The sequence below is a fragment of the Geodermatophilus sabuli genome, from assembly GCF_900215145.1.
Lineage (GTDB): Bacteria > Actinomycetota > Actinomycetes > Mycobacteriales > Geodermatophilaceae > Geodermatophilus > Geodermatophilus sabuli.
In genome coordinates this window covers 220701-238158 of record NZ_OBDO01000007.1, presented here as the reverse complement: position 1 = coordinate 238158, position 17458 = coordinate 220701, and the positions used below count along the sequence as shown (strand labels likewise).

Genomic DNA, 17458 nt, shown 5'->3' with positions numbered 1-17458 from the left:
ACTCGAACAAGCGTTCGGGTCATTGCTACCGCAGGGCGCCGACAGTTCACGCCGGCCGCGGTTCGGAGAGGACGTTAGGAAGCGCGGACCGGGCAGTCCAACACCGCTGTGCACCCCGTTCTGCACAACTTGTGGACAAGTCGGTGGACACAGACGTGTCGACATGTGGAGACAGCGGGGGACTGGTGTGCGGGCGTCTCCGTATCCCGGCACTGACCTGCGCGAAGACCACACACCGGGTGTGGACGGGAGAAATCACGGAGAAATCCGGGTGTCGTCCCCCGGCGTGTCGCGGGCACCCGCCCACCAGCCCCACCGGTCACAGGTCCACAGGCGCCCCGCAGTCGTCGGGGCGGCGCCGACGACCGCGGGGACACGGCGCTGCCCTGCCGGGTCACGGCGCTGCCCTGCCGGGCCCACGGCGGGCCCGGCAGGGCAGCGCGGAGCGGTCAGCGGCTCCGGTCAGGCCGCGTCGGCGACGCCCGCCGCCGTGAGCGTGGTGCGCAGCCGGGTCAGGAGGCGGGCCCGGGTCGGGCCGATGCTGCCCACCGGCATCCCCAGGCGCGTCCCGATCTCCTCGTAGCTCATCGGCGGGGAGGCCACGAGCAGTTCGAGCAGCTGCTGGGAGCGCTCGGGCAGCTGCTGGAGGGCCGAGCGGACCTGGGTCACCCGCTCCTGTCGCAGGAGCTGCTCCTCCGGGTCGCCGTCCGGCCGGTCCGCGGCCGGCTCGGGAGCGGCGCCGGACTCGTGGGCGTGCGGGTCGGAGGGCAGCTCGCGCCCGGTCCGGCGGATCGTCTCCAGGCACGTCCGCCGGGCGGTGGTCCGCAGCCACCCGGCCAGCCGCTCCGGCTCCCGGATCGCGTCGATCTCCTCCAGCAACCGCAACCAGGTCGTCTGGACGGCGTCCGCGGCCTGGGCGTCGGACAGCCGGAAGCTGCGGGTGACCGACCACACCAGCGAGCCGTACTCCTCGACGACGGCGGTCCAGGCGGCCTCGTCGCCGTCGGCGGCCCGTCGGACCAGCTGCGCGGTGATCTCGTGCGCCCACCGGCGGGGGTGGAAGACGGTGACCGTCGCCTCGCCGCCGTGCACGGGTACCGGGCGGGTGGGCTGTCGCAGGCTGGCGGCCATGTCGGGCCTCTCCTCGGCGCCGGTGCGGCGCGCTGTGCGATGGGACGTCGACGAGCCTGCTGGCCACGCCGACGGGGGACGATCGAGCTGACCCCACTCCGGGGGCGGAACGCCCTAGTTCCTGAGGTGGGGTGGTCCCCACCCCGGAAGCGGGGCCAGCACCCTCGCGGCGCAGGGGACCGGGGTGGGCGCCGCGTCTGCGGCCGGCCCGTCCGGGCGGGGTGGGCTCAGGCGGCGATCGGGACGACGACGGGGCGTCGGCTGCCCGTGGGCACGAGGGTCAGGACCGACGCGGTGGCGGTGGACGAGGCGGCGTCCCGGGCGGCGACCGCGCGAGCGAGGTGCCAGGTGGTGCAGTCCTCGCAGTGGACCAGCCACGTGCGGTGGCGGTAGCACGGGGTCGGAGCGGACATCGTGGTCTCCTCTCGGTGACCCGGGAACTGGCTCTCGCCGGAACTGGTCGGTGAGGAGAGCCTGGCGCCGGGGGCAGCGCCGGACCATCGAGCGCACCCCCGTGTCCCGCGGGCCGTTCCCCCGTTCTCCGCGTGGGGTCCACCCCCCTCCCCCCGCCCGGGACACGGCCGCCGGGGGCAGGTCACCCGGCTCGGGTGACCGAGGACAGCAGCCGCTCGCAGGTGCGGACCAGGCAGCCGGCCACGTGCCGGGTCGTCGCGGAGGACGCGGGGTGGGCGGCGGTCCGCTGCCACTCGGCCATCTGCTCCTGCGCGGCCCGGACCAGCTCGGCCGGACCGGCACCGGGCGCACACCCCAGCCGGGCCCAGTCGTGCACGCCGTCGGCTCCGAGCAACCGCTGGGCCGACCGCCGCTGGGCGTCCGTGACCGCGAGGTCCCCGGCGCACATCGCGTCGAGCAGGTCGAGCTCGGCCAGCTCGTGGGCGCCGGACCGGATCTCCTCGAGCCGGTAGAGCAACGGCCGGACGTCCACCCCGGAGGACGCCCCGCCCACGAGGGTCTCCAGCGCCGACAGGACCGTCCGCGCCTTCAGCGCACCGGCGCGTGCCACCAGCCGGCTGCCGACCAGGTGCCGCACCGCTGCCAGGTCGACGCCCTCACCCGGACGGTGGCCCGTGGCGACGCCGGGGCGGACGCCCGCGACCGCCTGGCAGAGTCGGTGCAGCTCCGGGGCGGGCCCGTCGCCGACGAGCACGCCGACGGCGTGGGTGGGGCGCACCCGCCCCCGGAGGCCCGAGAAGCAGTCGCCGTCCCGAGGCCGGGCGCCGTCGGCCACCACCACGTAGGCGTCGGCCGCGGCCTCGGGCGTGCGCCCCGGCGCCTCCGGCCCCTCCACGGCCAGGAAGCGGACGCCGGGCCACGGCACGGCGGCCAGCGCCGCGGCCAGCTCCGCGGCCGGGGCGCCAACCGAGCCGATCACCGCGATCCGCAGCGGTTCCTCGAGGAAGCGGGCGAACGCGTGCAGCCGGTCGGCGTACGGAGTGCCGTGGTAGGTCTCCCGGGCGGACCGCAGGACGGCGCGCACCTGGTCGAGCAGCTCGGGCCTCGCCGGCACCCCCACCGCCGCGGGAGCGGGTGCCGGCTCGGGGAGCGGGACGACGCCCTCCATGGTGGTGCCGTGCCCTGGTGCGGATCGGACGGTCACCTCCCCGCCGACGGCGGCCATCCGGGAGCTCACGTTGCGCAGGCCGCGACCGGGTGAGGTGGCGGCCGCCTCGGGGTACCAGCCCGGGCCGTCGTCCTGCACGGCGAACGACAGCCGGTCCCGCTCGACGGCCAGCCGCACCCGCACCGCCGCGCCGGGCGCGTGCTTGCGGGCGTTGTTGACCGCCTCCAGCACGCAGAAGTAGACGGCTGCCGCGACCTCGGGGGGCAGCTCCCCGACCGCGCAGGCCTGCAGGTCGACCGGTGGGTCGTCCTGGGCGAACTCGGCCCGCAGGGCGGCGACGAGACCGTCGTCGGTCAGCGCCTGCGACGTCATGCCCCTCGTGGTGCGGCTCAGGAGCTCCTCGACCGCGTCGGTCTGCGCGGCGAGCCGGGCCAGCCCCACGCGGGCCTCGTCCAGCCGGCCGGTGCCCACCTCGTGCTCGACCAGGCCGAGGGAGAGGCTGAGGGTGACGAGGTGGTGCTGCGCGCCGTCGTGCAGGTCCCGCTCGATCCGGCGACGCTCGCTGTCGGCCTCTGCGACGCCTCGGCGGCGCGCCGTGGCGATCTCGGCGGCGTGCGCCAGCGCCGCCCGCAGCTGCCGCTCGAGCTCGGTCCTCGAGCGGGTCGCCTGCAGCACGACGCCGAGGCTGTCCGCGACGACGTCGAGCAGCTTCCGGCGTTCCGCCTGCGTGCCGGCCACGGTGACCCGGTCGACGGCGAGCGTGCCGACGACCTCCCCGCCGTACCGGAGCGGGACCTCCAGGCGGGTCTCCGTCACGTCCGCACCCGGCCGGGTCCAGGTCTGGACCCGGTCGCGCAGGCCCGGCCGCCGGAGGGTGAGGGTGCACACGCCGGCGCCCAGGCCCCGGCCGACGGCGGTCACGATCGTCTCGAGGTCGGTGACACCGCGGGTCGGTGGGGGCGGCAGTGCGGCGAGCTGGGCGAGCAGCCGGTAGTCGGCGCCCCGGCCGCCGTCCAGCCGCTCGGCGATCCGCCGTCCCCACCCGTAGGTGGGCAGTGCGAGCGCCGAGGCCACGACCGTGGCCACCGCCGCCGCCCCGCCGGCACCGCCGACACGGCCGGGGCCGGCGTCCACGACCAGGTAGGTGGCGCCCACGACGAGGGTGACCAGGCCCGGGGGGAGCAGGCGTATCGCCACCCCGGCCCACCTCGGTCGGCCCGTGGTCACCGGACCGCGGCCTCGGTCCGGTCGGCGTCGATGACGACCGGCTCCACCCGGTCCGGCAGCCACGCCATGAGGTGGAGTCCGGTCGGGGCGGCGACCAGGTCCATCCCCCCGCCGAGCGCGGCCAGCCGGTCGACGTCGGCGGTGAGCAGGGCCGCCAGGCGATCGGGCGGGACCGGGGGGGCCGCGTCCTCGACGTGCACGGTGATCCGGTCCGCACAGTGCTCCAGCCGCACCACCAGCGGGCTCTCGGCGGGCTGGCCCCCGAGCGCCCTGGCCGCGGCGGCGGCCGCGTAGTAGATGCCGGACTCCAGCTCCCACGGCAGGCGCTCCTCCAGGCCGCCGGTGAGCCGGACGGCGCGCGGCAGGTCGGCGACCACCTCGTCCAGCGCCGCCGCCGGGCCTCGATCGCGCAGCACCGCCGGGTACACCCCCCGGGCGACGGCACGGAACCGCTCGAGCAGGTCGTCGAGCTGGTCACGGGCGCGGGCCAGCGCGGCCTGGGCCCGTGCCGGGTCGGGCCCGCCGGACGACGCACCGCCGGGGGACAGGGCGGCGGAGGCGGCGGCGATCTCGGCGCGCAGGACGTCCAGCCGGTCGCTGGTGGCGTGGGCCAGCTCGGCGACCAGCCGCCGCCGCTCGGAGTCGCGGACGGTGGCCAGCCGTTGCCGCGACGCCTGCAGCTCCTCGGCGAGGTCGGCGGCCCGCCGCATCCGCTCGGCGAGCTCGGCGTTGAGCGCGACGACCCGCAGCAGCAGTCCCGCGGCGTTGGCGGCGTCGTGCATGAGCCGCCGATCGGCGGCGGTGACCGCGACGTCCTTGCGGATCGTGAGCGCCGCGCGCAGGACGGGCCCGTCCAGCACCGGGACGACGTGGGCGGTGTCCGGGCGGGCGAGCAGGGCGGTGAGGTCGGCCACGGAGTCCTCACCGGCACCGGGCGCCGACGGGTGCCACGCGGCGGCCACCAGGCGGCCGCCGACCGCCAGCCACACCACGGCACGCGCGGCCCGCGTGCCGTCGGCCACCACCTGCGCCAGGGCCGGCAACGCCTGCTCCAGGGAGCCGGACTGCATCCGCCGAACGGCCTCGGCCAGCGTGGCGTAGGGGATCGCCGCGCCGTACCGGGTCGGCGTGCGCGGCACCAGCAGGTGCAGGGCGGCAGCTGCGATCGCAGCCGCCGCGAACGGCAGGAGGACCCGGGCCACCACCGACCCCGTGGCCCCGGCGCCCCCGCGCACGACGACGACCAGGACGACGGCCACGACGACGGTCACGAGCAGACCGCGGACGAGACCGATCGTGGTCGCCTGTGGCATGCCCACCACCGACCCCTCGGCCTGCGAAACGGACGGTCGCGTGCGGCAACGCTAGGCCGACCACCAGCCCCGGCCAACCCCCGGAGGCGCGCCTCGGTTAGGACTCGGCCCGCTGCGAGCGCAGGTAGGTCAGGACGGCGAGGACCCGTCGGTGGTGCTCGCTGCCCTCCTCCTGGAGGCCGAGCTTGCTGAAGATGTTGGCGATGTGCTTCTCGACCGCCTTCGGCGTGACGAACAGCTGCCCGGCGATGCCGTTGTTGGACCGGCCCTCGGCCATCAACTTCAGCACGTCGAGCTCCCGGGGCGTGAGGGAGTCCACGATCTCCTTGCGGTCCCCACGCGGGCGCTCGACCAGCCGCTTGGCCAGCACCGGCTCGATGACGATCTCCCCGTCGGCGATCCGGTCGAGGGTGTCGGTGAGGACGTCGACGCTGCCGACCTTCTCCTTGAGCCGGTAGCCGATCGCCTCGGTGCCGATCTCGAGGATCCGCATCAGGTAGTGGGACTCGGCGTAGTGGGACAGGAACAGCAGCCCCATGCCGGGGTGCGCGGCCCGCAGTCGCTCGGCCGTCACCAGCCCGCCGTCCGGTTCCGGGGGCATCCGGATGTCCAGGATCGCCACGTCCGCCGGCTGCCGGGTGAGCAGCTCGACGAGCGCGTCGCCGTCCGCGGTACAGCCCACCACCTCGTGGCCGGCTGCGCGCAGGAGCATGAGCAGCCCCTCGCGGAACAGGGCGCCGTCCTCGGCCAGGGCTACGCGCACGGGATCCGCGCCTCGATCGTCCCGTCCTCGGGGTCACCGCTGGTGCGGACCTGCCCTCCGAGGCCGTGCACCTGGTCGAGCACCCCGACGGCGAGCCGCGGGGGGACGCCGGTCAGGGTCACCACGAGCTCCGCACCCGCCCGCCGGGCCACCACGTCGACCGGCGGGCCGCCCGGGCGGAGGTCACCGAGGCAGCCGGTCACCGCGAAGTAGGCCGCTCCCTCGACGGCGGCACCGAGACGCTCCTCGGCAACCTCCACGCGGACCGGCACCGGGACGCGGTCGGCGAACTCCTTGAGCGCCGGCGCCAGCCCGGCCAGGTCCAGCAGCGGCGGGTAGATCACCCGTGCGATCTCGCGGAGCTCCTGGAGGACCGTGTGCAACTGGTCCTGCAACTCCTCGATGGACGCATCCAGGTCGGGGCGCGCCTCCGGCACACGGTTGCGCACCACGCCCAGCTGGGGCACGAGCGCGGAGATGCGCAGCGATGCGCCGTCGTGCAGCCGCCGCTGCAGCCGTAGGCGGCGCTGCCACTGCTCGTGCTCGGCCCGGCAGTCGCCTGCTCCGGCGGTGCCCGGCGTCCGGAGGCAGGGGGTCGTGTCCGCCGGGACGTCGGCCGCGGGCGGATCGCCCTCGGTGGAGGCAGGCATCGACGTCACCTCTGGATCGTGGCGGTCGCCGGGGAACTCCTGAAGGGTGCCGCCCCTACCGGCAGGGGGGGTTGTCCCCCCTGCCGCGCCCGCCGCACCGGACCGGGTGCTCCTGCGGGCCCGTGCCACCGGCGGCCGCGCCGACGTGGGCACCCCCGGCTCCGGCGCCCGGGCGCTCCTGGACCTCACGGGGTGACGCGGGCGGCCCGCGCGGCGAGGTACATGTCCAGGACGGCGTCGACCCGGGCGGTGCACTCGGCGACGGTGGCGCGGTGGCGCGGGGTGTCCTTGCCGGCCTGCTCCCGGCGGGCCTCGGCGAGGGCGGCGCGGGCCCGGGCGAAGTCGGCCTCCAGCACGTCCTGGATGCCGGCGGTGGTCGCGGGGCCGGTCGCCGTCAGTATCAGGCTCATGGTGCGCTCCTCAGCTGGGTGCGGCCCGGGAGTGGGTCCCCCCTTCGCCTGCGTCGAGGGTGACCGCCGGCTCCCACGCCGGACCAGCGCGCTGACCCCCGGACACGCCGGCCGACTCCCCCACCCCTGACCGGGGGCCCACCCCACCGTCCCGGGGCCGGCCCACCTGGTCGAGGACCCAGCGCCCACAGACGCCGCGAGGGGCGCCGGACCGGAGTCCGACGCCCCTCACGGGCTGGTGCTGCGGCCCCGTCCTCAGGACGGGCCCTGCGTCAGCTGGGGACGACCTCGATCGTCAGCTGGGTGCTCACCTCGGGGTGCACCCGCACGGTGACGGTGTGCTGACCCGTGGTCTTGATGCTGCTCGGCAGCTCCACGCGCCGACGGTCCAGCGCGGGGCCACCGGCGGCGGTGACGGCGTTGACGACGTCGGCGGTGGTGACGCGACCGAACAGGCGGCCACCGTCACCGGCGCGGGCCGGCACGCGGACGGTCAGGCCGGACAGGCCGCCCGCCACGGTCTGCGCCTCCTCGAGCGACCGCACCTCGCGGGCGGCCCGCGCCCGGCGCAGCGACTCGACCTGCTTCTCGGCACCGCGGGTGGCGACGATCGCCAGGCCGCGGGGCAGGAGGTAGTTGCGGGCGTACCCGCCCTTGACCTCCACGGTGTCACCGGAGGACCCGAGACCGGTGACCTCCTGCGTCAGGATCAGCTTCTGGGTGCTCATGGTCAGCGCGCCGTCGAGGTGTAGGGCAGCAGGGCCATCTCACGGCTGTTCTTCACGGCCACGGCGACGTCCCGCTGGTGCTGGCTGCAGTTGCCGCTGACGCGGCGGGCACGGATCTTGCCGCGGTCGGAGATGAACTTCCGCAGCAGGGTCGTGTCCTTGTAGTCGATGTAGGTCGCCTTGTCCTTGCAGAACTGGCAGACCTTCTTCTTCGGCTTGCGGATGGGGGGCTTGGCCACCGGGGTTCTCCAGTTACGAAGAGGGTTTCAGGGACGGCCCCGTCCGGAGGCCCACCCCGGACGTGCGAAGGGATGGGGAGGACGGGGTCCTTGTTCAGAAGGGCGGTTCGTCGGACGGCGGGGCCGGGGTCGACCACGGGTCGCTGGACCCGCCGCCGCCACCGCCGAAGCCGCCACCGCCACCGCTGCCGCCGAAGCCGCCGCCACCCTCACCGCGGGAGGCCTTGGTGACCTTCGCGGTGGCGTAGCGGAGCGAGGGGCCGATCTCGTCGACCTCGAGCTCGACGACGGTGCGCTTCTCGCCTTCCTTGGTCTCGAACGACCGCTGCTTGAGCCGGCCGGAGACGATCACCCGCGAGCCGCGGGTCAGCGACTCGGCGACGTTCTCCGCCGCCTGCCGCCACACGTTGCAGCGCAGGAACAGCGCCTCGCCGTCCTTCCACTCCTGCGACTGGCGGTCGAAGGTCCGCGGGGTCGAGGCGACGGTGAAGTTGGCGACCGCGGCACCGGACGGCGTGAACCGCAGCTCCGGGTCCGACGTCAGGTTGCCGATGACGGTGATGACGGTCTCGCCGGCCATCGTCAGTGGGCCTCGGGCCGCATCAGCTTCGTGCGCAGGACCGACTCGTTCAGGTTGAGCTGCCGGTCCAGCTCGGCGACCGCGGCGGGCTCGGCCTGGATGTCGATGACGGCGTAGATGCCCTCGGCCTGCTTCTTGATCTCGTAGGCCATGCGGCGACGGCCCCAGATCTCGGTCTTGTACGTGCCGCCGGCGTTGCTGACGACGGTCAGGAACCGGTCGAGGGACGGCGCGATGGTCCGCTCCTCGAGATCGGGGTCGAGGATGACCATCAGTTCGTAGTGACGCACGGAGAACCCCACCTCCTCTGGTCTGGGCGGCTGCAGTAGGTCTGCAGCAGGAGGGTCGTACACGCGTCGCGCGCCCCCTCGGTGACAGCCACCGCTGGAACGCGCTCCGGCGAGACTACCAGCAACGGCGCCTGCAGCCGGCTGTCGCCGGCGAGCCGGGATCGTCAGCACGCAGAACTATGGTCGGCGCCGTGGCAGCTCACCCGATCGGCGTACACGTCGGCCCCGGCCTCACCGAGGACAACGAGCTCGACGCCGGCGGTCCGCTGGCGCGGGCGGCGGAGATGGACGCCGACGGCGTGCAGGTCTTCCTCGCCGACCCGCAGGGCTGGACCGCTCCGAGGCCCCGCCCGGACGCCGAGGCGCTGCAGGCCGGCGACGTCATGGTCGTCGTCCACGCGCCGTACGTGCTCAACGTGGCGACGACCAACAACCGCATCCGGATCCCGAGCCGCAAGCTGCTGGACAAGCACGCCCAGGCCGCCGCGGCGATCGGCGCCCGCGGCATGGTGGTGCACGGCGGCCACGTGCTGGCCAAGGACGACCCGGCGGCCGGGGTCGACAACTGGCGCAAGACCTTCGCCCGGCAGGCCGAGAGCGGTGGCTTCGCCGTCCCGCTGCTCATCGAGAACACCGCCGGCGGCGGCAACGCCATGGCGCGCGACCTCGAGGCGATCGCACGGTTGTGGGAGGTGGTGGGCGAGTTCGGCGCCGGCTTCGTGCTCGACACCTGCCACGCCTGGGCCGCCGGCTGGGACCTCGGCACCGCGGTGGACGACGTCCGCGCGATCACCGGCCGCGTCGACCTGGTGCACCTCAACAACAGCCGGGACCCGGCCGGCTCCAGCCGCGACCGGCACGCTCCGCTGGGCGACGGCGAGATCCCGACCGAGCTGCTCGTCGAGGTCGCTCGGGCGGCGGACTGCCCCGTCGTCCTGGAGACGCCCGGCGACGCCGCGTCGCACGCCGCCGAGATCGAGTTGCTCAGGAGCGCGCTGACCTGACCGGTTCCCCGGCGGGACCAGGTTCCCCGGTCATCGGGTGTCCTCCCTCGCGTTCTGCGGTGAGGGTGGACGCGCCCCGACCAGGTCGCCTGATCCCGGACGACGGCGCGGCGACGTCAGCCGGCGGACGTCGGGAGCGTGGTCGAGCACCCCACCGGCGGGGTCGTCGACGCCGGGCCAGCTCGACCGGACGACGTCGCCGTCGGGGTACCAGACGTCCCGCACGACCAGCGCCATGAGGACGACGACAGCCAGGTCACGCAGCGTCACGGCGAGGAAGAACCACTGCACCTCGACGCCGCGGTTGTCGGTGCCGAGGTACCAGAGCAGCCGGGGCACCCACAGCACCGCCTCGGTGGCCTGCCACAGCAGCAGCGCCCGCCACCGCGGCCGGGCCAGCACCGCCAGTGGCAGCAACCAGAGGGAGAACTGCGGGCTCCACACCTTGTTCAGCAGCAGGAAGCCGGCGACCAGCAGGAACGCCACCTGGGCGAGGCGGGGCCGCACCGGGGCGGCCAGGGTCAGCCAGGCCACCCCCGCTACCAGGGCCAGCACCGCTCCCGCCACGACCGCGTTGAGCACGGCCGGCGCCTCGCCGTCGGCGAGCGGGCCGTCGAACAGCCGCCCGTCGGACACGGTGATCGCGATGTTCCACAGGGTGTCCGGATCGGCCGGCCGCTCGCCGTTGAGCCGGAAGAAGCGCGACCAGTTCTCCGGGGCGAGGACGGCCACCGGCACGTTCACCGCCAGCCAGGAGACGCCAGCGGCGACCGCCGTCCGCAGCCAGGTGCGCAGCCGACCGGCGCGCAGGCACAGCAGGAACAGCGCCGCCAGCAGCAGCACCGGGTACAGCTTCGCGGCGACGCCGAGCCCCAGCAGCGCCCCGGCCAGGACCGGGCGGCGCCGCGCCCAGGCCCACAGCCCGAGCGAGGCCAGCGCGACGGCCAGCAGGTCCCAGTTCGTGAACGCGTGCACGAACAGCAGCGGGGACAAGCCGATCATCGCCGCGTCCCACGGCCGCCGTCCGGAGGCGCCGAGCACCGCGCGGGTGACCAGCAGGGCGCACAGCGACAGCAGCAGGCAGGTGGCGACGTAGTAGGACTGCACCGCCGGGACGGCGGGCAGCACGCCGGTCGCCGACGCCAGGGCGTCGTAGGCCCGGCCCAGACCGGCCGCGGTGAGCATCAGCAGGCCGGTGAGCACCGGGTACTCGACGGCGGAGTCGAGGTAGGGGATCGCGCCGCCGTCCAGCCCGTGCAGGCCGTACAGCGGGACGGTGTCGGAGTAGCAGAAGTGCGTGTACTGGACCCAGCCCGCCCAGTTGCCGTCGGAGCACGGCGCCTGCTTGACCCACGCGAGCGCGAGCACGGTCGTGGTGAACAGCAGGCAGACCCGCAGCGGCGTCCAGAACAGCGCGCGGCCGGTCACCGCGTGCCGCCCCCAGGGGCCGCCCACCGCCTCGCTGGCCTGGATGGCGACCGGGTCGGTCCAGGTGGGGACGACGCGGTCCGGCTCCCCACCCGGCGACGGCCGCACGGCGGTCCCCGGAGACGCCGAGGGCCCGCCCGCCGGCTGGTCAGCCGGATCGGACGGGCCCTGCGGGGGAGTGCTCACTCGGACAGTCTGCCCGCGCGGGTCAGCCGGTCGGCTGGGCCTGGGGGACGGGTTCGACGGGTTGCCCCGGCTCGACGGGGGCGGGGCTTCCCCCGCCCGTGCCGGGGGGGTTCGGCTGCGGCCCGGGGTTGGTCCCACCGGGGCCGGGGGGGTTCGGCTGCGGCACGGGGTTGTTCCCACCGGTGCCCGGATCGGTCCCCGTCCCGTCGTCCGGGGTCACCTCCTCGACGACCGGCGGGGTGGACGGCTGCGACGGCTGGGTGGGCTGCGACGGCTGGGTGGACGGCGCGCTCGGCCGCGACTCGGTGGTCCGGGGGGCCGGCTCCGGCACGCCCTGGCCGGTGTCGCCGCGGATGACCGCCCGGTCGGGCAGGTCCTCCTTCGGCGTCCCCTCGAGGACGTCGTTCATGAACTCCTGCCAGATCGCACCCGGCAGGCCCGAGCCGTAGATGATCGCGCCGTTGGCATTGACGATCGGGTCGCTGGGCGAGTCGTTGCCCATCCACACCGCCGTCGACAGCGACGGGGTGTAGCCGACCATCCAGGCGTCGGAGTTGTCCTCGCCCTGGCCCTGGGTACCGGTCTTGCTGGCCACCTCGCGGCCGCCGTCCAGCGCCCGCTTGGAGTAGGACGCCACGCCCTTGAGCGCGAACGTGACGTCGTTGGCGACGTCGGCGCTGATCGCCTGGTCGCCGGCGTCACCGGAGTACTCCAGCAGCGGCGCGCCCTGGCTGTCGGTCACGCGGGTGACGAAGAACGGCTCGTGCTCGACCCCGCCGTTGGCCAGGGTGGCGAAGCCGTGCGCCTGGTCGATCGGGCGCATCTCGTACTCACCGATGCCGATCGCCGAGCCGGTGAAGCCATCGGCGTTGGCCAGCGTGGTGTTGCCCTCCAGCGTGCCGCCCTGCCAGGTCTCGGGCAGCCCGGTCGCGGACAGCGCCGTCTCACGCACCTGCTCCGGGCCGACCTCGTGGGCCAGGCCGTAGAAGGTGGTGTTCAGCGACCGGGTCATGGCCTCGACCAGCGTGCACGCCCCGCAGGAGGCGCCGCCGGAGTTGCGCACCGGCGCCTCGCGGTCCGGGAACTTCTGCGGCGAGCTGCCATCGCGGCGGGCGTTGACGCTGATGCCCTGCTCCAGCGCGGTGGCCAGGGCGTAGGGCTTCATCGACGAGCCGGGCTGGCGCTGGGCCTGGGCGTAGTCCGTGCCCGTGCCGTTCGACCCGCCGTGGTAGGCGCGCACCCCCCCGTTGTGCGGGTCGACGGCGACCAGCGCCTGTCGCAGGCCGTCGGGCTGGCCCTCCATCACCTCGGCTACGGCGGCGCCCGCGGCGTCCTGCGCGCGCTTCTCCACCGTGGTGGTGATCCGCAGGCCGCCGGCCCGGACCTGCTGCTCGGTGTACCCCTTGGCCTCGAGCTCGGCCATGGCCTGCTGCACGACCAGCCCCTCCGGCCCGCTGGGGATGCCGAGGTTCGAGGGGGTCTTGGGCCGCACCGGCGGGTAGACCGAGGCGTCCCGCTCCTGCTGGGTCAGCCAGCCCTCGTCGACCATCGCGTCGAGCACCAGACCCCAGCGGTGCTGCGCACCCTCCGGGTTCACCTCGGGGTCGTTGTTGCTGGGGCTGCGGATCAGGACGGCGAGGACGGCGCCCTGCTGCGGGGTGAGCTCGGCGGCCGGCACGTCGAAGTAGGTGTCGGCCGCGGCCTCGATGCCGTAGGCGTTGCGGCCGAAGTAGATGGTGTTCAGGTAGTTCTCGAGGATCTCGTCCTTCTCGTACTGGTTGTCCAGCTTGATGGCGAGGAAGAGCTCCTGGAACTTGCGGCTGAACGTCTGCTCCTGGGTCAGGAAGGCGTTCTTGACGTACTGCTGGGTGATCGTCGAGCCACCCTGGGTCGAGCCGCCGGTGAGGTTGTTCCACGCGGCCCGCACGATCCCGGTGAAGGAGATGCCCGGGTCGGAGTAGAAGCTGCGGTTCTCGGCGGCGAGGATGGCCTCCTGCGCCGGCTTCGAGACCTGGTCCAGGTTGACGTTGGTGCGGTTGCCACCGTCCACGCCGAGCCGGGCCATCTCGGTGGTGCCGTCGGCGTAGTAGACGACGGTCGTCTGGGCGTTCTGCACCGAGTCGGGGTCGGGTACCTCGGTGGTGGCGTAGACCACGCCGACGAACACGCCGAGCAGCACGAGCATGCCGGCGAACGCCGCACCGACGATCTTCAGCCGGCGACGGCGCTTCTGCTTCCTCGAGCGGGCCGCCTTGGTCGTCGGCCGGCCGGTGGGCCGGCCCGACCGGGCGACGGCGGACCCGGGGCGTGCGCCGCCGGACCGCGACGCCGACGTCCGGCCCCCACGGCCGGCCTGTGGCCTCCGGTTGCCGCCGTTCCCGCCGCCGGTGCGACCCGATGGCGGACGGCGGTTCGAGCCGCCGTGCGGCCCGACCGGGGAGGTCTCGTCGTGGGGAGGCACGAAGGGGCCCCTCTCTGACTCGTTCGGTGGGCGGGACGAGGGCGTCCCGCGCTCAGGGTGTCGTCTTCAGCTGTGGGAGCGGGGGAGGACCCGCGGCAGCGCCGTCCCACAGCGGTCCCATGAGACGGAAGGGTCAACCGGGGTGACTTGTTCCCCGGCGCGGCGACTACTCCGTCGCCGCGCGCCGGCGGGTGCGGCGGGGCGAGCGCCCCGGCTCCGGCTCGTTCCCGAGGACGTACGAGCAGTCCAGGTGGTTCCACCCGCAGCCGCGGCACACCTGGACGGCGTAGACGGAGAACTCCTCCTGCGCCGCGTCCATGCGGGCGAGTTCGGTCTGGGTCTTGGCCTGCCCGGCCGTCGGCCCGAGGTGCTCACCGTAGACGTAGCTGACCAGGGTCAGCCGCTCCTTGCGGCACACCGGGCACGGCACGTCGGTCGGCTCACCGTGGTACTTGGCCGCCCGGGACAGGTACGGACTGGCGTCGCAGACCTCGAAGAGCCCCGTGCGGCCGGCGTACACGTCGGCGAGGACCGACCGCCGCTGCAGCGAGTAGTCCACGACGGAACGTCGTCCGGGCACGGCGCCAATGTACGCACCGGGGTCGACGCCGTCAGGGCTCCCGGAGCCGCCGGCGCGGTCACCCGCCGCCGCGCCGCGGGCCGTCCGCGATCCCCGCCGGTGTCGTCCCGGCCACCCGTCGATGTATCGTCTCGATACATCGAACCGTGGGCGAAGGGGAGGCGACGTGCTCGAGCTCGCCATCCTCGGTCTGCTGCACCAGTCGCCGATGCACGGCTACGAGCTGCGCAAACAGCTCGCACAGGTGCTCGGCGGGCTGCGCAGCATCTCCTACGGCTCGCTGTACCCCGCGCTCAAGCGTCTGCACGCGGCCGGCTACGTCGTCACCGACGAGCCGGACCCGCGGGCACCGCTGCCGGCCGACGCTCCGGCGCTCACCGGCCGGCGCGGGAAGGTGGTCTACACGATCACCGCGGAGGGGAAGGAGCGCTTCCACGAGCTGGTCAGCCAGGCCGGCCCCGAGGCGTACGACGACGGCGGTCTCTTCGGCGTCCGCCTGGCGTTCTTCCGGCACACCGCCGCTGACGTGCGGCTGCGGATCCTCGAGGGCCGCCGCCGCACCGTGGAGCAGCAGCGGGAGGGTCTGCGGGCCTCACTGGCGAGGACCCGCGAGCGTCTCGACCGCTACACCCTCGAGCTGCAGCGCCACGGCCTGGAGTCGGTGGACCGGGAGGTCCGCTGGCTCGCCGAGCTGATCGACCAGGAGCTGACCGACAGCGGACAGCGGCGGACCGACGGCCCCAGCAGCGGGGACGCCGACCCACCCCCCGCGACGACGCCACCGCCCCCGGGTTGAGCCCGGGCGGAGCGCCGCCACCTCTCGAACACCGCAGGACCGCCCCCGGTCCGCTCATCGACCGTTCGCGGTCCGACAAGAAGGAGACCCCTGTGGGATCTGTCAAGGTCGCCATCGTCGGCGTCGGCAACTGCGCCGCGTCGCTCGTCCAGGGCGTGCACTACTACCGGGACGCCGACGAGACCGCTTCGGTGCCCGGGCTCATGCACGTGCGCTTCGGCGAGTACCACGTCTCCGACGTGCAGTTCGTGGCCGCGTTCGACGTCGACGCGAAGAAGGTCGGCCGCGACCTGTCCGAGGCCATCGTCGCCAGCGAGAACAACACCATCACGATCTGCGACGTCCCCCCGCTGGGTGTGACCGTGCAGCGTGGCACCACGCTCGACGGTCTCGGCAAGTACTACCGCGAGACGATCGAGGAGTCCGACGAGCAGCCCGTCGACATCGTCGCCGCGCTGCGCGACTCCGGCGCCGACGTCCTCGTCTGCTACCTGCCCGTCGGCTCCCAGCACGCCGCCGAGTTCTACGCCCAGGCCGCCCTCGACGCCGGCGTCGCGTTCGTCAACGCCCTGCCGGTCTTCATCGCCGGCACCCAGGAGTGGGCCGACAAGTTCACCGCCGCCGGCGTGCCGATCGTCGGTGACGACATCAAGAGCCAGGTCGGCGCCACCATCACCCACCGCGTGCTGGCCAAGCTGTTCGAGGACCGCGGCGTCCAGCTGGACCGCACCATGCAGCTCAACGTCGGCGGCAACATGGACTTCAAGAACATGCTCGAGCGCGAGCGCCTGGAGTCCAAGAAGATCTCCAAGACCCAGTCGGTCACCAGCCAGGTCGACCGCGACATGGGCGCCGGCAACGTGCACATCGGCCCGTCGGACCACGTGCCGTGGCTGTCCGACCGCAAGTGGGCCTACGTCCGCCTGGAGGGCCGCGCCTTCGGCGACGTCCCGCTGAACCTGGAGTACAAGCTCGAGGTCTGGGACTCGCCGAACTCCGCCGGCATCATCATCGACGCCGTCCGCGCCGCGAAGATCGCCAAGGACCGGGGCATCGGCGGACCGATCCTCTCGGCGTCCTCCTACTTCATGAAGAGCCCGCCCGTGCAGTACGACGACAGCGAGGCCCGCGACGCCGTCGAGGCCTTCATCCGCGGCGACATCGAGAGGTAACGGCCGTCCTGCAGAGGGCCGCACACACACCGCACCCCCGTCCCCTCCCGTGCCGAGCACGGGGGAGGCGGGGGTGCGGCACGTCAGGCGGCGACCGTCTCCCGGACAGCCGCCGCCCGGTCCAGCTCCCTCCGCGCGGTGACGACGTCGTCGGTGATGACGGCGTCCACGCCGAGCCCGGCGACCCACCGCAGCGCGGGTCGGGCGTTGACCGTCCACACCGTCACGGACAGGCCGAGGTCGCGCGCCCGCGCCACGACCTCGGGCATGCGCAGGACGCCGGCCAGGGGGAGGTGCACCTCGTCGTGCCCGTCCTCGTGCGCGCGCTGCACGACCACGGCGGCCGGAGCCGACCGGTCGCCGAGCAGCGCGGTGCGCACGGGCAGGTCGGCGCAGGCCGCGCGGACCCTCGCGAGCAGGGCGGGGTCGAAGGACGAGAGGGTGAGGGCGGCGCCACCGGCGGAGGCACTCAGGTCGTCGGCCAGGGCGGTCGCGGTCCGCGCCGCGACGACCGGGTCGGACACCGGCTTGGCCTCGACGACCAGCCGGACGCCGGCGGGCTGCTGCGCGGCGGCGAGCAGTTCGGGCAGCGTCGCGAGGGCGCTGCGGCCGGGCCCGGCGACGACCGGGTCGTGTGAGCACACCAGCGTGCCGTCGGCGGTCAGCCAGACGTCGACCTCGGCGCCGTCCGCGCCCCGGAGCAGGGCCTCGGTCACCGCCGCGACGGAGTTGTCCGGACGGCCCGGCCCGGGTGCCCCGCGGTGCCCGAGCACGCGGACCCGGTCGTCGCGCCCCGACGGCAGGAAGGGGTCCTGCGGGAGGGCGGCCACCTGGCGGCCGGAGCCGTTGCTCTCGTCCATGGACTGACCTCTTCTGCGGATCCGCGGGATGCGTCGACCGAAGGGTCAGCCGCGGCGA

The 17458-nt window shown here is 74.4% G+C and carries 18 protein-coding genes; 3 read left to right on the top strand and 15 right to left on the bottom strand.

Annotation, left to right across the window (positions count from 1 at the left end; genetic code table 11):
- Positions 1–462: 462 nt before the first annotated feature.
- From CRP39_RS16830 to rpsF, 11 genes are all read right to left on the bottom strand, one after another.
- A complete protein-coding gene (locus tag CRP39_RS16830) occupies positions 463–1131 on the bottom strand; it encodes an RNA polymerase sigma factor (protein ID WP_097207519.1) in 669 nt (222 codons plus the stop codon).
- A gap of 227 nt (positions 1132–1358) precedes the next feature.
- Positions 1359–1544, bottom strand: a complete 186-nt coding sequence (locus CRP39_RS16825) for a hypothetical protein (RefSeq protein WP_097207518.1) — start codon at positions 1542–1544, stop codon at positions 1359–1361.
- Positions 1545–1726: 182 nt separating this feature from the next.
- Positions 1727–3910: a sensor histidine kinase gene (locus tag CRP39_RS16820; protein ID WP_101811070.1), complete on the bottom strand. Its 2184-nt coding sequence runs from the start codon at positions 3908–3910 to the stop codon at positions 1727–1729.
- Between the two features lie 26 nt (positions 3911–3936).
- Entirely contained in the window at positions 3937–5253 is a 1317-nt protein-coding gene (locus CRP39_RS26935) for a sensor histidine kinase (protein ID WP_172442483.1), read from the bottom strand.
- Positions 5254–5350: 97 nt separating this feature from the next.
- Entirely contained in the window at positions 5351–6016 is a 666-nt protein-coding gene (locus CRP39_RS16815; protein WP_097207516.1) for a response regulator transcription factor, read from the bottom strand.
- On the bottom strand, positions 6007–6666 hold the full coding sequence (locus tag CRP39_RS16810; RefSeq protein WP_143426679.1) for a histidine kinase: 660 nt from the start codon (positions 6664–6666) through the stop codon (positions 6007–6009). The genes CRP39_RS16815 and CRP39_RS16810 overlap by 10 nt, the downstream gene beginning before the upstream one ends.
- 185 nt (positions 6667–6851) lie before the next feature.
- Positions 6852–7076 (bottom strand): hypothetical protein, encoded by a 225-nt coding sequence (locus CRP39_RS16805; RefSeq protein ID WP_097207514.1) that lies wholly within the window; start codon positions 7074–7076, stop codon positions 6852–6854.
- 272 nt (positions 7077–7348) lie between these two features.
- Positions 7349–7804, bottom strand: a complete 456-nt coding sequence (gene rplI / locus CRP39_RS16800; protein ID WP_097207513.1) for a 50S ribosomal protein L9 — start codon at positions 7802–7804, stop codon at positions 7349–7351.
- Positions 7805–7806: 2 nt separating this feature from the next.
- The gene (gene rpsR / locus CRP39_RS16795; RefSeq protein WP_097207512.1) at positions 7807–8043 is read right to left on the bottom strand and encodes a 30S ribosomal protein S18; all 237 of its coding nucleotides are present in this window, start codon (positions 8041–8043) and stop codon (positions 7807–7809) included.
- Between the two features lie 94 nt (positions 8044–8137).
- Positions 8138–8623, bottom strand: coding sequence for a single-stranded DNA-binding protein (locus tag CRP39_RS16790; RefSeq protein WP_097207511.1), 486 nt, complete (start codon positions 8621–8623; stop codon positions 8138–8140).
- A 2-nt stretch (positions 8624–8625) separates the two neighbouring features.
- A complete protein-coding gene (rpsF, locus tag CRP39_RS16785; RefSeq protein WP_097207598.1) occupies positions 8626–8913 on the bottom strand; it encodes a 30S ribosomal protein S6 in 288 nt (95 codons plus the stop codon).
- Positions 8914–9104: 191 nt separating this feature from the next.
- Between rpsF and CRP39_RS16780 the strand changes: the two genes are divergently transcribed.
- Complete coding sequence (locus CRP39_RS16780) at positions 9105–9917, top strand: deoxyribonuclease IV (protein WP_097207597.1); 813 nt, start codon at positions 9105–9107, stop codon at positions 9915–9917.
- A 30-nt stretch (positions 9918–9947) separates the two neighbouring features.
- On the opposite strand, the gene CRP39_RS16775 is transcribed toward CRP39_RS16780, so the two are convergent.
- From CRP39_RS16775 to CRP39_RS16765, 3 genes are all read right to left on the bottom strand, one after another.
- On the bottom strand, positions 9948–11453 hold the full coding sequence (locus CRP39_RS16775; RefSeq protein ID WP_245853923.1) for a glycosyltransferase family 87 protein: 1506 nt from the start codon (positions 11451–11453) through the stop codon (positions 9948–9950).
- 100 nt (positions 11454–11553) lie between these two features.
- Entirely contained in the window at positions 11554–13992 is a 2439-nt protein-coding gene (locus CRP39_RS16770) for a transglycosylase domain-containing protein (RefSeq protein WP_245853922.1), read from the bottom strand.
- 166 nt (positions 13993–14158) lie between these two features.
- The gene (locus CRP39_RS16765; protein ID WP_097207509.1) at positions 14159–14572 is read right to left on the bottom strand and encodes a DUF5318 family protein; all 414 of its coding nucleotides are present in this window, start codon (positions 14570–14572) and stop codon (positions 14159–14161) included.
- Positions 14573–14738: 166 nt separating this feature from the next.
- On the opposite strand from CRP39_RS16765, the gene CRP39_RS16760 reads away from it, so the two are divergent.
- Both CRP39_RS16760 and CRP39_RS16755 read left to right on the top strand, forming a co-directional pair.
- Positions 14739–15368: a PadR family transcriptional regulator gene (locus CRP39_RS16760; RefSeq protein ID WP_097207508.1), complete on the top strand. Its 630-nt coding sequence runs from the start codon at positions 14739–14741 to the stop codon at positions 15366–15368.
- Positions 15369–15460: 92 nt separating this feature from the next.
- Complete coding sequence (locus tag CRP39_RS16755) at positions 15461–16540, top strand: inositol-3-phosphate synthase (RefSeq protein ID WP_097207507.1); 1080 nt, start codon at positions 15461–15463, stop codon at positions 16538–16540.
- Positions 16541–16623: 83 nt separating this feature from the next.
- On the opposite strand, the gene CRP39_RS16750 is transcribed toward CRP39_RS16755, so the two are convergent.
- Positions 16624–17400: a glycerophosphodiester phosphodiesterase gene (locus tag CRP39_RS16750; RefSeq protein ID WP_097207506.1), complete on the bottom strand. Its 777-nt coding sequence runs from the start codon at positions 17398–17400 to the stop codon at positions 16624–16626.
- Between the last annotated feature and the right edge of the window lie 58 nt (positions 17401–17458).

Excerpts from the sequence above, each read along its gene's own strand:
- CRP39_RS16830 (WP_097207519.1), bottom strand. The coding sequence starts at position 1,131 with ATGGCCGCCAGCCTGCGACAGCCCACCCGCCCGGTACCCGTGCACGGC.
- CRP39_RS16825 (WP_097207518.1), bottom strand. The coding sequence starts at position 1,544 with ATGTCCGCTCCGACCCCGTGCTACCGCCACCGCACGTGGCTGGTCCAC.
- CRP39_RS26935 (WP_172442483.1), bottom strand. The coding sequence starts at position 5,253 with ATGCCACAGGCGACCACGATCGGTCTCGTCCGCGGTCTGCTCGTGACC.
- CRP39_RS16810 (WP_143426679.1), bottom strand. The coding sequence starts at position 6,666 with ATGCCTGCCTCCACCGAGGGCGATCCGCCCGCGGCCGACGTCCCGGCG.
- CRP39_RS16805 (WP_097207514.1), bottom strand. The coding sequence starts at position 7,076 with ATGAGCCTGATACTGACGGCGACCGGCCCCGCGACCACCGCCGGCATC.
- rplI (WP_097207513.1), bottom strand. The coding sequence starts at position 7,804 with ATGAGCACCCAGAAGCTGATCCTGACGCAGGAGGTCACCGGTCTCGGG.
- CRP39_RS16790 (WP_097207511.1), bottom strand. The coding sequence starts at position 8,623 with ATGGCCGGCGAGACCGTCATCACCGTCATCGGCAACCTGACGTCGGAC.
- CRP39_RS16750 (WP_097207506.1), bottom strand. The coding sequence starts at position 17,400 with ATGGACGAGAGCAACGGCTCCGGCCGCCAGGTGGCCGCCCTCCCGCAG.